Source organism: Bartonella propinqua, from assembly GCF_047263965.1.
Classification (GTDB): domain Bacteria; phylum Pseudomonadota; class Alphaproteobacteria; order Rhizobiales; family Rhizobiaceae; genus Bartonella.
On sequence record NZ_JBLEBK010000001.1, the window covers coordinates 95,979 to 110,235 of the forward strand.

Genomic DNA, 14,257 nt, shown 5'->3' on the forward strand with positions numbered 1-14,257 from the left:
CATTCAACCCTAATAGGATTTCATTATCCTCGCTTTTCGTAATCTTTATATTATTATTACTTCCAGATGAAAAATCTACTGTACTGCCCGCTTTAACAGCTGTTGAAGTTCCCCCATTAGAAGTTCCCCCATTAACAGAAAGTATCCATTCCCCTCCTCCTCCTTGTAATGCTAATTTTCTTACAGCTTTTAGCTGTGCAACATTTACTGCATCGGTGTCGTTAGTCCCTGCTGCCACACCTATAATCTGCCGTGTCATTTTACCATTCTCACCAACACTAAATGCACCTGCAGTGCTTTTCCATGCAAGTTCCTCACTTGCTGTCAAATTATTCAAGGAGGGATCATAACCCGCAATTTTTTTGGCAGTGTTAGAGATAGATCCCCCACCCACAGCAACACCATCCTCAACAGTTACCTGTGCATTTGCACCAACAGCAACTGCATGAAATTTATCAGTATAAGTATTGGTACCTATAGAAATTGCATCCTTACCAAACGCAAGTGCTTTTCTTTGTGCAATACTATTATCACCAGTAGAGTAACCTTCAGGATCAGTACTACCTATTGCAATAGTACCTTGACTTTTAGCTTCTGCCAGATGGCCTATAGCAATCCCATATTTTCCCTCTGATTTTGATGTTTCCCCTATAGCAACCCCATAGTCCGCCTTTGCATTCGCCCCATATCCTAAAGCGACAGAAGCATAACCCAGTGCCGCTGTACTACCCCCCAAAGCGACAGAAGAAGTACTTTGCGCCACTGCACTTGTCCCTAAAGCGACAGTGTAACCATTCGCTGCCTCTGCACTTTTTCCTATAGCAATAGACAAATTACCACTTGCACTTGCATCAGTACCCATACTAATTGAATCCCCCGATATAGCTCGTGCTTTCCTAATTTTTGCGGGTGCATCATTCACACTAAATACTTTTAAATCATTTCCTACTGCTGGAGATTTACAATCAGTTGCAAAAGCGTAAATACTAAAAATATCGGGCGTAATATTAGCACCATTGCCTGTCAGTACCTCAATATAGCCACCATCACTACTTGTAAGTCCATCACCAGTCAAAGCACAATAATTATCATCATTACTTAAAGTGGGACTGCCATTACTATCTTTAGCATAAATCACATTATGATTACTTGTGCTGTGAATAGCTTGTTCTGTTATAGCATTATTTGCAGAAAAAACAGGAGAGACACTCGATAAGAGTGCAGCCATTGTACTTCCCAACGCAACCGCTTTAACCAAATTGTTTGAATATAATTTTTTCATAAGAACTTTCTCCACCTAAGCCCAACATCATCACAACGCACAAAAACCCTTACGCTTCCTTGCTTTGCGCACCAGAAAAACTAATAAATAAAGACAAAACATCCCCCTCCCTGATACCGACATCCATTACAGCATCATCCTAAAATCTCTGAAAAGACGTTGAATCTATAAAAGTCCCCAACCCTTTTAATTGAAGGGATTCAAGTTAAAAAATGAAGGAAAGCATACAATTTTAAAAATACAAATACTGTATAATCTCCATTCCAAAACATAACGATTTATCTCCTGATACAAACATTGCTCCTACTTAAAGAGCAATTTTATCTTTCAAATAAAGCGGATAAGCAGAATGGCAAGAGTATAAAAATATTTTTTCAGTTATTTATAAAAACATTTCCCAGAAAATACTAAGAAAAGCATTTTATAATATCTGCCCCTATAAGCATAAATTTATGAATTGTTTAAATTATAATACCGTGGGCGAAATACGAAGCAATTATCCTCATCATCGCCATACTCTTAATGTATTTTACCTGCTGCAATCATCATGGTTCCAGTGATATTGTTGGTATTTGCACATCAAACAACGTAACCACAAAAAATTTAACCAGTTTGAGAAAACCCTCTTTCACATTTATTATGAAAAAAGAGCAGCCCAAGCTGCTAAATCTATCAACTTCACAGAACAACTTAAATAAATCCAAAATCAGATGATTTTTGAGACGTTTGACGCTTTAAGTCTGGCAAGTACAGTATAGCTTCTCAATTTATTGCTTCTTATTGAAAAAATTACTACTAAGCTTAAAGCCAAATATCTAAAATAGAATCTCCTCTGAACTCTTGAAAATTCATCCATGTAGACACCATAACGGTTTCAATCGGCATAGTGACTCGCTCATGAATTAAAATTTAGAAAATTTTGTCCAAACCAATCTCAACAATATATTCTTCGATAAAATCCCGTATCTTAACGCAATCACATTCAAAGTTGATGGAATCAATCATGTGGTGAACGTTCATTCTCAATGATCTGATGAATAGCCATGTTGTTCATAGTTACCAGCGCCGATACCTTGTAACAGATCAAATTGTAATTATTACAATATTTGAGCGAGAGCTTACGCAGCTAATTTTCTGTGGCTAAGCGAATACAACCAGTTTTTTGTTTTGTATACCGTATTTGCAATCTCAAATAGATTAATTCAATTATTCGTAGCAGCAAAAATACGATGCGCTCGCAAACGATTAAAAGCTACACCAAGTTGTTTTTTGCAACCACCAACTGTGCACCATCCATTCGTCATTGCGGCAAAAGACACCATTCCAAATTTCAAAACCAGTTGCGATGAAATAACGATCATTACTGTGTAGATCATACCTCAGGAAATTGGAGCACTTGAAAATATCAATTTCCGTTATGTAGAAATCAGCGATTTGTGTGGTATCAATTTTGAGCTGATCTTCCCTTACCATATAATGGACATTATTTGCCCAATCACAGCACATATATACTATATTTTGGGCAATCTTTGTAAGGAACATCGCCTTTAATGAACTGGTCATCAGTCAGGCTGAACTTTCTGTTTCAATGGGCATTGTTATCAACATCAATTGAAGTCAGCAATGGCGCATTTTGTTTTTTGTTTGGCTATTTCCACAAATATGTTGAATACTGGAAAATGGTATGTGGTAAACTTTTTTGCTCTGCCAAGGTCATACTCTGACACGTCATCGCTCGATTAAAATAATATGATAATCCTATTTTTTTGTGATTGTCATAACTTTTTCTCCTGCTAAAATGGATGCTATATATCCGTCTTTTGTGAGATTATACAGTAACTGCCTATAATAATGGGTAGTAATAATGTGATTCATATTTATAATTTATTCAGCCTTAAATATGAGTTTGGGGCACTTTTTGGGTACAACCTGAAAAAAAACTTAAAATCGAACTGGCAAAACGGTTGCATGAAATACGACACATCCTAGGATTCACAGAGTGCAACAGTTTGCCGATCATCTTTTCCTAATATTCGTCGAAAGTACTATCTGTAATTATTATGCAACTGACTTAACTTAAAAAACATCTGTGATGTTATTAAGCTGGCTTATAATTGGCAAAGATGAAATATTTACGGACATGACAAAAGCAAAAGCGGCAAGTTTTAAACTGTCAGCTATTTTCTTTAATTTAATTTCATGAAAACGCTTGAACACGTAGCTCTTATACGATCTATCGTGATTCAAAATAAAGTTCTCTAAGGATATAACAGAGTTAGTGGCAGAAACCTTATGGAAAGCTGCAAGAGCTTGTTTAAAACATCCATGATAGAGAAGAAGTCGAAGCTGCCTTTGCTGCTTTTCAAACTACATTTAAAGCATCAAATTGAAGTTGAAAAAACACATTTAGAAAAGATACAAAATACCGCTTAATAGCCATTGAAAATAAAAAATGAATGTGAAAATCTTTTTGCTTTTTTAGTGATATTTTGTTGATTTTGAAGCTGACTCCACTCTTTCTTCACTCTTTGTTCGATTTTTTTGGTATTAAAATTCTATTTGACAATATACCCATTTAATGAAAGAAATTATGCGTAAAAACAATAGCTTACTATGACTTTCTTTCTAATCCTACTTTTTCCCGCTTAATACAAAACGCTCTGTCAAACTACAACCATTTTAGCGCGTTACCTAACTTGAATTCCTTGAACAATATGTTTTTTTGAAGATTGCTCCTTTTCATCTTCATTTTTCATCCCATAATTCACAAAAATGGTGGACTGGACCGCGCCCTTTTCCCACTTTCAAAACATTTGAAGTTGCTAAAGTATTATTGAGATACTCTTTTGCTCTTTTGACTGCACAAACCAAAGATTCTTTCGGTAAAAGTGCCGCAATTGCAGCCGCAAGAGTACAACCTGTACCATGATCATTGGTAGTTATGAAACGGGGAGCTTCAAGCGTTACAAGACCCTCACAATCACAATAAATATCTGGGCTAGAACTGTCGTGGTTGGTCCCTTCCGTGCGATCAAGAGTGTTTAAGTGCCCACCTTTCAATAAAACTGCACCACAACCAAGTGTTAACAACTGTCTGCCATATTGGTACATAGCATTTAACGACCATTGCACTTTACTTCCCAATAATATAGCAGCTTCAGGCAAATTTGGCGTGATCAAAGTTGACATAGGAACAAGAACGTCACGAATCACTTCAATTGCATCAGATTTTAAAAGAACATCACCACTTTTTGCCACCATCACGGGATCAAAAACGATAAGACGAACCTTATAATAAGCTAAACGTTCTGCAATAATCTGAGCAATTTGAGCATTCGCTACCATCCCAACTTTAACCGCATCAACATGGATATCTTCAAAAACCGAATCAATTTGATCGGCAACAAAAGACGCATCCAATGCGTGAAAAGCGCGTACACCTTGCGTATTTTGTGCAACCACAGCTGTAACCACACTCATGCCATAGGTTTTCATTGCTGAAAAAGCCTTCAAATCTGCTTGCATTCCAGCTCCCCCAGAAGGATCTGTTCCAGCGATAGATAAAATCCGTGGAATAAAAAGTTTATCTTTACCAATCTGTGATGTCATGAATCCTGTCTCTTAACATTTTTAAATATCTAAAAGAAAAATATGTAATTGAAGTATGTTTTTCATGTAAATTGCATTATACATTGGTTTCTTTTTTCAGATACGAAACGGAAAAATACAGTGCTTGTCTTTCGTTCTCTTCTTTTTACATTCGCTTTTTATACAACAACCCTTGTTCAAATGATACTTTATGCACCCTTCTATTTTCTCATGCCACGCAAAAAAGCATGGATTGTACCTAAAACATGGGCACGCGTTACATTATTTTTACAAAAATATATTGCTGGTACCAATTATGAAATTGAAGGCATAGAAAATTTACCAAATGGAGCTTACATCATCGCTCCAAAACATCAATCTGCATGGGAAACCTTTAGCCTTGTACCCCACCTCGATGATCCCGTTCTCATTTTAAAACGTGAACTTACTTGGATTCCCCTTTTCGGCTGGTATATGGCAAAAACGCAAATTATTCCAATCAATCGCACAACCCCTGTTAAATCCCTTAAAACCATAATACAAAAGGCAAAACAAAAAGTAAAACAAGGACGTCAGATTTTAATCTTTCCCGAAGGGACACGTCGCCTCCCTGGTCAACAACCAGACTACAAACCAGGGATTGTTGCCCTCTATAATGAATTGAAGCTTCCTGTTGTTCCCATCGCCCACAATGCTGGTTTATATTGGCCACGCAATAATTTTCGCCGCTATCCGGGAACAATTCGTGTTCGTATTCTTCCTCCCATAGAAGCTGGATTAAATAAACGTGATTTCCTAGATCAATTGATACAAAAAACGGAAAAAGCTTGTGATGAACTGCTCTTACTAGCAGCTCAAGACTCCACTCCTCCCCCTCTGCCTCCCTCTACAATGAAAAAACTACAAACACTCGATCATCATTGAAAATAAACGCGTTTTTAATTAACCACTTGTCCTCTCTTGCATAGACTTAAAATCATTGTATGCTACATTAAAATAATTCTAAATATCTGGTAAAAAGTCATTGGATTTTCTTAATGCGGCAACTATTCTATAACTTGTTTTTGTCTTTCATATTAAGTTTGATGAGCACCCTTACTCTCGCTCATCCCTTTATCTCTGTTGACGTTGCAACTGGACGTATCTTAGAACACAATCAAGCCTTTGAGCGTTGGTATCCTGCCTCTTTAACAAAATTAATGACCGCATATGTCATTTTTCGCGCCATGAGCACAGGAGAAATTTCACCCAATAAACACGTTGTCATCAGTGAATATGCAGCAAAAGCTCCCGCTTACCGTTCAGGTTATAAAGCGGGTTCCATTTTGACACTCGATACCGCTTTAACGATTACTATGGTTAAATCTACCAATGATTTGGCTATTGCCATGAGTGAAGCTGTTGCTGGTTCACAAGAAGCTTTTGTACAACAAATGAATGCTGAAGCTCAGCGCTTAGGCATGTTTGGAACCCATTTTGCTAATGCAAGTGGATTATTTAATCCACACAATTATTCCACAGCACGTGATATTGCTCTTTTAGCAGTTCAAATTCGTCGGGAATTTCCCCAATATGCTCATTATTTTTCCATTCCAGCCATTGATTTTGGTGATAAACGGAAGATTCAGCCTAATTCCAACAATCTCATTGGTCGTTTTGATGGAATAGATGGCATGAAAACAGGATTTATTTGTGCTTCTGGCTTTAATCTTGTTGCTTCAGCAACCCGCAATCAACGCACAATTATTGCTGTTGTTTTAGGATCTCATAACATCAGTGCAAGAGAAAAAAAAGCTGCCCAGCTTCTTGACACAGGCTTCTCACACCAAGGATCGCTCCAGTTAACATTAGCAACACTAGAGCCCTATGGGACAAAAATGGCACAAGCAACCGATATGAGGATACACACATGCACTCCTGAAGCCACAAAAATAAATGTGGATTCTTATGATAATAAAGGAAATATTATCCTTACTTCACCTTTAATCACTGATTCACCTTCTTCCATTCTTCCTTTACCAGTACGACTTATTAGCGCGCCACAAACACATAAAATCAAAGCAAAACCGCTACCACGTCCCAAACCAGTCCCCCCTCCCCTGCCACGAAGATAGAAAACCGTATAAATTAATGATGAATATAAAAACAACGCGCATTCCTATTGCTCTTATTACGGGATTTTTAGGTTCTGGAAAAACAACTTTTCTCAACCGAATGCTGCGAGATCCTCTTTTGGCAGATAGTGCTGTCATCATCAATGAATTTGGTGAAGTGAGTATTGATCATCTTCTCGTTAAAAAAACGACTGAAGGGATCATCGAACTTGCCAATGGTTGCTTGTGTTGCAATTTGCGTAGTGATCTCATTGATACATTGATTGATTTGATTGATCGCATTCATAAAGGACACCTAAAACAACTCAATCGCATTATTATTGAAACAACAGGCTTGGCTGATCCTGCTCCTATTTTACAAGCTATTTTGAGCCATCCTACCTTAATTCAAACATTGTCCATTGATGTTGTTATTGCAACATTTGACACATTAAGCACACTTTCCATACTTGAACGTTATCCTGAAATACAAAAACAATTAGCATTCGCTGACAAAATTATCCTCACAAAAACAGATCTCTCTGACAAAAAAATGCTCTCTGGCACACTCATCAGTGCACTCAAAGCGATTAATCCTACAGCGCAAATCATCGATGCGCATTCTGATCAATGCTTATCAAGTGTATTAATCAATAAAACATTATCAGATGACAAAGGAAAAAATGCTGCACTTAAACAATGGCTTACCACTGCCCCACACGATCACATTCACCATAGAACCATTCGTACCTTTTCACTAGACTGTGATGAACCTATTGATTATGCAACGATAGAAGCTTTTTTAGATACCCTAAAAAACCTTTATGGCGCAAAATTACTACGTATCAAAGCAATTATCGCATTGCGTGATGACCCGCATCGACCATTTGTATTGCACGGCGTACAAACATTTTTTCATCCACCAATAAGGCTTTCAGCATGGCCAAAAGGAATCACACAAACTCGCTTTGTCATCATTGCCGATGGAGTTGAGAAAGAAGCGATACAAAAGCTCTTTGATGCTTTTTTAAACAAACCAGCAATAGATACTGCAGATAAAACCGCTTTATTGGAGAATCCCCTGACTATTCCAGGGATGAAATTTTAATTTTTCCTCAAATTTTTAATGAGTAAAAATTTTTGACAAACATAACAAACATATATGTTATGGCAGATTTCCAAACACGCTCTTCTACGATGATAGCATAAACGCCAAACGCACCCATCCCCTTTTATAAAAAGAAGAAAATATTCTCAAAGAAATAAAGAAACCTCTATCTTTACGATAAAATTACACTCACGGCACTACAGAAGCTGAAACTTTCTTAGTTAGCATCATGACTAAAAATATAACGTTTTTTATTATCAACAGAAATTTTTGGAGGGGTACGCTTCAATTCAAAGAAATCGTAACCTTCCTTTAGCATTACCCAAAACTGATAATGTGGGCTAGCACGATGACGTTCCATATTGGCAGCAGTCATGCGGAAAGGGAAAGCGTGGAACTGAAATTCTCTCTGTCCCCCTCTAAAAGCGTCCCGCGCAAAAGCATAAATCTGTGCCATATTTTTATCACTCATGGCATAACATCCCATAGAACTGCAAGAACCATGAACCATAAGATGACTTCCTGTGCGACCATGCACTTGGTCATAAAGGTTAGGAAACCCTATATTAAAGGAAAGATAATATTTTGAATAAGGATTCATTTGGTCTGCACTAATAGTATAAAAACCTTCTGGCGTTTGACGATCTCCCTCCCTATATTTAGGTCCAAGCTGACCTGACCATTTGCAAATGCCATAGCGAGCGATAAGCACAAAGATCCCTCTACGGTTCTGCTTCCAAATTTCTGCAAAATTTTCTTCCTTAAAAAACCGCATCATAATCGGAGCATATTGATCAACATTGTACAAAATCATTCTATCTTGAACGTCTTGCGGGAGTGGCTGCTCAATTTTATCCTGAACAGAAACTGGTAATCTTACTTCACACGCTGTCAATGTTCCAATCGCAAACAAAATACATATTGCGAAAAATCTGTTTAATATCATCAAATAAAACTCCAATCTCCTAATCTCTCGCAAAAAATGTATTATGCTAGGGATCGGCCAATTTGAAGATATTTCTCCCAACGCTCTTGTCTGATAATTTCACCACTTTTCCCAGCCATAGACTTTAAAGCAGCTGAGATAATATTGCCTGCTGCATCAACCGTATCCTCTTTTCCTCTATGTGCTCCTCCTAAAGGTTCTGGAATAATGCCGTCAATAATCTTTAATTGGTACAAATTTTGGGCAGTAATGTGCATATTCATTGCAGCATCTTTCGCGCGAGTTGAATCGTGCCATAAAATAGAAGCTGCTCCTTCTGGTGAAATAACAGAGTAAATTGAGTGTTCTAACATATACACTTTGTTGGCTGCAGCAATTGCTATCGCCCCCCCTGAACCACCTTCTCCGATAATAACTGAAACAACAGGAACTTTTAAGCGCAAAGTCGCTGCCGTTGATTGAGCAATTGCTTCTGCCTGCCCACGCTCTTCAGCACTCACACCAGGGTAGGCGCCTGCTGTGTCCACAAAAGTCAGCAATGGCAAACCAAAACGATCAGCCATTTCCATGATACGTGCCGCTTTACGATACCCTTCTGGACGTGCAGAGCCAAAATTATAGCGTAAACGTGTTTGCGTATCATGCCCCTTTTCTTGACCTATATACGCAACTGCTTCACCTTTAAAGCGTGCAAAGCCTGCTTGAATCGCTTCATCTTCAGCAAATTTACGATCACCTGCCAAAGGTGTAACATCACTCAATAATCGTGCAGAATAATCCATAAAGTGGGGACGATCAGGATGGCGAGCCACTTGTGTTTTTTGCCACGGTGATAATTTTTTATAAAGATCACGTAACGCTGTTTGAGCACGCATTTCAAGACGCGCGATCTCATCACTCATATCAAGACTGTTTTCTTCTTGAGAAATCTTTTTTAATTCAAGAATCTGCCCCTCAAGGTCAGCAACTGGTTTTTCAAAATCAAGATAATTATACATTGCACCCAACTTACTTGGTATAACTTACATACTCAATAATTAATTTTCTTTATAAAGCATTTTCCAAAATATTACCCTCTTTTTACCCAGCCTCTCGCTCATCAGCAAGTGGATGATGCTCATTAACCAAACGATAAAGCCCTGATTCCAACACATGCGTGTAAATTTGAGTAGTAGAAATATCAGAATGCCCTAACAAATGCTGAACTGCACGCAAATCAGCACCATTTTGCAAAAGATGGCTAGCAAAAGCATGACGCAATACATGAGGAGAAAAGCTATCACTGTTTATCCCAGCTCTTCTAGCAAGACTTTTCAATGCCTGCGCAACAATCTGACGAGCAACATATCCTGTCTGAGAACGAGCAGGAAAAAGATAAAGGCTTTCCGCATCTTTTCCCTGATCGCGCAATATTAACCACTGCGAAAGGACTTGGCGTGCCTTTTTTGATAAGAGCACCATCCGTTCTTTTTTGCCCTTACCACGAACCAAAATACAAGACTCCTTTCCTCGAACAGCCTGCACTGGGAGACTCACCAATTCACTAATGCGTAGCCCTGTTGCATAAAGCATTTCAATCAACAGCTGAAGACGCAATGCGTGGAAATAGTCCTTAGACCCATAATCTGCTTGATTGACTTCCAACTGCGCCAAATCAAGCAATTTTGCTACTGCATCCTCACTTATGATTTTCGGTAAAGGACGCCCTTGACGAGGTGCATCAATACCATGAGAGGGATCATCTACTCTCAACCCCTCTGCATATAAAAATTGATAAAATTGACGCAAAGTCGATAGACGGCGTGCCTGCGAAGACGCGGTAAAACCAAGAGTATGCATGAACGACAAAAGACCAATTAAATCTTCTTTTTGTGCTGAAAAAAGCGAAACAGAATGCGCAGATAAATTATCTTGTGCCCACTGCAAATCACACTGATAAGCTTCAAGTGTATGGGCAGCAGCCCCTCGTTCAGCACTCATCATTTCAAGAAAACGATCTATCACAATATCACTTTTCATTGATTCACTTCCGAAGAAAAACTCAATGAATCCAGAGGAATATCGATATACATATCCACTGTTGTTGGCTCAACCCAAACCACGAGAGAAACCATTATAGTGAAAAGAACAACAAGCAAAATGAAAAAAATCATCAAAAATCTGGTCAATGTTGGCATAAAACAATACACTACCCTTAAAATACTTTACTCTCCTATCATGCCTTATAAAGATTAACAGGAATTGACTTTCACGCAGATAAATACCGAAATAAAATAATGAAAAGCAAACAACTTCAACATATCCCAATGACGCAAATAAAAAATCAAATCTTATCGTCTCTTGAAAAGCGAGCACTTGTATTTGTTGGTCTTATGGGAGCGGGCAAATCAGTGATCGGAAAACATGTCTCTACCATGCTCAATTTACCCTTTTATGATTCTGATAAGGAAATTGAAAAAGCTGCACAAATGACAATTTCTGAACTGTTTAAAATTCATGGTGAATCAGAGTTTCGTGCTTTTGAACAGCGTATTATTCTAAACCTCATACAAAAAAGTCCTCTTGTTTTAGCCACAGGTGGCGGTGCCTACATAAATGAAGAGATTCGAAAAAACATTCATGAAAATGGGATATCCATATGGCTCAAAGCAGATCTTAATACCCTCATGAAACGTGTTTCACGGAACCAAACGCGCCCACTCCTTCAAACAGAAAACCCTAAAGAAATCATGCAAAAACTTATGGAACAACGCTATCCTATCTATGCAAAAGCAAACTTAACAATTAACAGTCATAAAAAAAACCGTCATACCGTAGCTCAAAATGTCATACGGTCTGTACAACAATACTTGTACACAGAAAAAAACTATAGGAATAACAAGCATGCAAGCCAAGACCGTCACTGTTAAACTAGACAAACACTGTTACGATATCATCATTGGCTCAGGTCTGATTACACAAGCTGCTTCACAAATAAAGTACTCTCTTAACCAAAAAGCTCTTCATCAGATGCGCTTGGCTATTGTTACAGATACAAATGTTGCTTCTCTCCATCTGGACACACTACAGGAAGAGTTAACAAAAAATAAAATCCATACTGTTACAATTGTCGTAGAAGCAGGAGAGCAATCAAAATCATTTTCAACCCTGCAAACTGTTATTGATAAAATTTTAGCTGCACGTTTAGAGAGAGGTGACTGTGTTATAGCTTTTGGTGGTGGCGTCATTGGAGATCTTGGAGGATTTGCCGCAAGTATCATACGCCGAGGCATGAACTTCATTCAGATACCCACAACGCTTCTTGCACAAATTGATTCCTCTGTTGGTGGAAAAACTGGGATCAATAGTCAATATGGTAAAAATCTTATTGGTACTTTTCATCAGCCACAATGCGTTATTTCTGATACTTGCATCCTTGATACGTTACCATTACGTGAGTTTCGCGCTGGCTATGCGGAAATAGTCAAATATGGTCTCATTAATCAACCTGACTTTTTTGAATGGCTTGAAAAAAACGGGCAAGAAGTCTTTTCCAATAGCGCAATACGAACCGAAGCCATTGTCCGCTCATGCCAATTTAAAGCCGACATTGTCGCACGTGATGAATATGAAAAAGGCGAACGTGCATTATTAAACCTTGGACACACATTTGGACACATGCTTGAAGCAGCAACTGCCTATGACTCAAACCGTTTAATCCATGGTGAAGCTGTAGCAATTGGAATGGTTTTAGCCCACCAATTCTCTGCGCAATTGAACTTAACAAGCTCCACACTCTCACAGCGCATCGAAACACATCTCAAAGCTGTAGGATTGCCTACACAACTCCAAGATATCCCTGGTACTCTACCAGATGCTGAAAAATTAATGGCTTTTATTGCTCAAGATAAAAAAGTTTCGCAAAACAGTTTGACTTTCATCTTAACACATGGACTTGGTCAATCATTTATTGCGAAAAATGTTTCATCAGATGCAGTTTTGACTTTTCTAAAACAAAAATAAGCGAAAATTGGTTAATTCATATTGAATATAATTGATTCGTTCCTATACTTCCGCTAAAGATAGGTGCGATTGTGTCTGCGTAGCTCAGTAGGATAGAGCACAGGATTCCTAAAGAAATTGGGCGCCTTAAGGAGAAATCCTCAAAGTGGATCTGCTCAAATTCGGGGAAAGCTTCATGGGAAACTATATGCCAATCCCGAGCCAAGCCTCTCTTCAAACGAGAGGAAGGTGTAGAGACTGAACGGGCAGCGCCTAAAAAGTACAAGCTTCAAGGTGAAGAGACAGTCCAGACCACAAACAGTCTATAAAACTGGCGGTGAAAATCGAAGTGGTATGAATCCTGGGGTCGCAGGTTCGAATCCTGCCGTAGACACCATCACATCGGTCACATTATTCTTTTGCTTAATAAGGAAGCATTATGAGAAAAGCTCTACATATTTTAGGATTTTTTGCCACTTTAAATCTATCATTCTTCAACTTAACCAGTACCTTTGCTGGCTCTTTAATCCTTGAGGTACCAGATAATCCAGAACCAATAACGCAAAACCTTACTTATCAATGCGACACAAAAGCAAACAAAGAGCGCATTGAAATCAGCTATTTCAATGCTGGCGATATCTCATTAGCCGATTTCAAATGGAAAGGTGATCGCGTCATAGCTGCCCATGTAACCACCCCCACAGGAAAAAAATACGCAGGAGCACAATATATTTTGTGGAAAACCAGCACAGAAGCCATACTTTATGATCTTGTGCATGACCCAGAAGAAAAGAACCCCCTCCTCTGTAAAGAAGAATCAACGTTATTATTCTAAACAAATCAAGGAAATATTATGAAAAAAACTTCTTGTATTTTACAATTTTTTGCTGCTTTAAGTCTATTACTCTTTGGCTCAATCAGCGCATTTGCTAGCACTTTAGTCATCGATGTACCAGATGACCTAGAGCCAACAACTCAAACTGTTGCCTATCAGTGCAACATGGGAAAAAGTACACAGCGTGTTGAGGCAATCTATCTCAATGCTGGCAATGTTGCATTAGTTGATTTTAAATGGGACGGTAAGCGAATTATTGGTTCTAATGTCATTGCTGCTTCGGGAGCAAAATATGTGGGAGCCCAGTATATTTGGTGGACAACGAAAAATGAAGTTCTCGTTTATGATCTTATTAATGATCCAAAAGAAGAAAAGCCAATTCACTGTGTAGAAGAAGAGAAAAAAAAGTAAAAAAGGCTATTGT

Annotated in this window: 12 protein-coding genes and 1 pseudogene; 7 read left to right on the forward strand and 6 right to left on the reverse strand. The window is 38.3% G+C overall.

The annotated features are described in order from the left end of the window. The 3 genes and pseudogenes from ACMFKV_RS00410 to thiD form a co-directional block, all read right to left on the reverse strand. Positions 1 to 1,282 (reverse strand): annotated as a pseudogene (locus ACMFKV_RS00410) (hypothetical protein); the annotation flags it as partial. 1,202 nt (positions 1,283 to 2,484) lie between these two features. Then, positions 2,485 to 2,643: a hypothetical protein gene (locus ACMFKV_RS00415; RefSeq protein WP_413154209.1), complete on the reverse strand. Its 159-nt coding sequence runs from the start codon at positions 2,641 to 2,643 to the stop codon at positions 2,485 to 2,487. A 1,384-nt stretch (positions 2,644 to 4,027) separates the two neighbouring features. Next, on the reverse strand, positions 4,028 to 4,891 hold the full coding sequence (thiD, locus tag ACMFKV_RS00420; RefSeq protein WP_413154210.1) for a bifunctional hydroxymethylpyrimidine kinase/phosphomethylpyrimidine kinase: 864 nt from the start codon (positions 4,889 to 4,891) through the stop codon (positions 4,028 to 4,030). A 120-nt stretch (positions 4,892 to 5,011) separates the two neighbouring features. Between thiD and ACMFKV_RS00425 the strand changes: the two genes are divergently transcribed. From ACMFKV_RS00425 to ACMFKV_RS00435, 3 genes are all read left to right on the forward strand, one after another. Next, positions 5,012 to 5,794 (forward strand): lysophospholipid acyltransferase family protein, encoded by a 783-nt coding sequence (locus ACMFKV_RS00425; RefSeq protein ID WP_336287570.1) that lies wholly within the window; start codon positions 5,012 to 5,014, stop codon positions 5,792 to 5,794. 113 nt (positions 5,795 to 5,907) lie between these two features. Continuing rightward, complete coding sequence (locus ACMFKV_RS00430; protein ID WP_336287571.1) at positions 5,908 to 6,984, forward strand: D-alanyl-D-alanine carboxypeptidase family protein; 1,077 nt, start codon at positions 5,908 to 5,910, stop codon at positions 6,982 to 6,984. A 19-nt stretch (positions 6,985 to 7,003) separates the two neighbouring features. Continuing rightward, positions 7,004 to 8,071, forward strand: coding sequence for a CobW family GTP-binding protein (locus ACMFKV_RS00435; RefSeq protein WP_413154363.1), 1,068 nt, complete (start codon positions 7,004 to 7,006; stop codon positions 8,069 to 8,071). Between the two features lie 217 nt (positions 8,072 to 8,288). Here ACMFKV_RS00435 and ACMFKV_RS00440 read toward each other — a convergent pair whose 3' ends face one another. From ACMFKV_RS00440 to ACMFKV_RS00450, 3 genes are all read right to left on the reverse strand, one after another. After that, positions 8,289 to 9,017, reverse strand: a complete 729-nt coding sequence (locus tag ACMFKV_RS00440; protein WP_336287572.1) for a murein L,D-transpeptidase family protein — start codon at positions 9,015 to 9,017, stop codon at positions 8,289 to 8,291. A 41-nt stretch (positions 9,018 to 9,058) separates the two neighbouring features. Beyond that, a complete protein-coding gene (locus ACMFKV_RS00445; RefSeq protein WP_336287573.1) occupies positions 9,059 to 10,015 on the reverse strand; it encodes an acetyl-CoA carboxylase carboxyltransferase subunit alpha in 957 nt (318 codons plus the stop codon). An 82-nt stretch (positions 10,016 to 10,097) separates the two neighbouring features. After that, complete coding sequence (locus tag ACMFKV_RS00450) at positions 10,098 to 11,036, reverse strand: site-specific tyrosine recombinase XerD (protein WP_336287574.1); 939 nt, start codon at positions 11,034 to 11,036, stop codon at positions 10,098 to 10,100. Positions 11,037 to 11,293: 257 nt separating this feature from the next. Between ACMFKV_RS00450 and ACMFKV_RS00455 the strand changes: the two genes are divergently transcribed. The 4 genes from ACMFKV_RS00455 (at position 11,294) to ACMFKV_RS00470 (ending at position 14,244) form a co-directional block, all read left to right on the forward strand. After that, a complete protein-coding gene (locus ACMFKV_RS00455) occupies positions 11,294 to 11,926 on the forward strand; it encodes a shikimate kinase (protein WP_336287575.1) in 633 nt (210 codons plus the stop codon). Then, positions 11,901 to 13,019 (forward strand): 3-dehydroquinate synthase, encoded by a 1,119-nt coding sequence (aroB, locus tag ACMFKV_RS00460; RefSeq protein WP_336287576.1) that lies wholly within the window; start codon positions 11,901 to 11,903, stop codon positions 13,017 to 13,019. Before ACMFKV_RS00455 ends, aroB begins: the two co-directional genes overlap by 26 nt. 418 nt (positions 13,020 to 13,437) lie before the next feature. After that, complete coding sequence (locus ACMFKV_RS00465; RefSeq protein ID WP_336287577.1) at positions 13,438 to 13,833, forward strand: MliC family protein; 396 nt, start codon at positions 13,438 to 13,440, stop codon at positions 13,831 to 13,833. Between the two features lie 18 nt (positions 13,834 to 13,851). Beyond that, positions 13,852 to 14,244 (forward strand): MliC family protein, encoded by a 393-nt coding sequence (locus ACMFKV_RS00470; RefSeq protein WP_413154212.1) that lies wholly within the window; start codon positions 13,852 to 13,854, stop codon positions 14,242 to 14,244. The last annotated feature ends 13 nt before the right edge of the window (positions 14,245 to 14,257 follow it).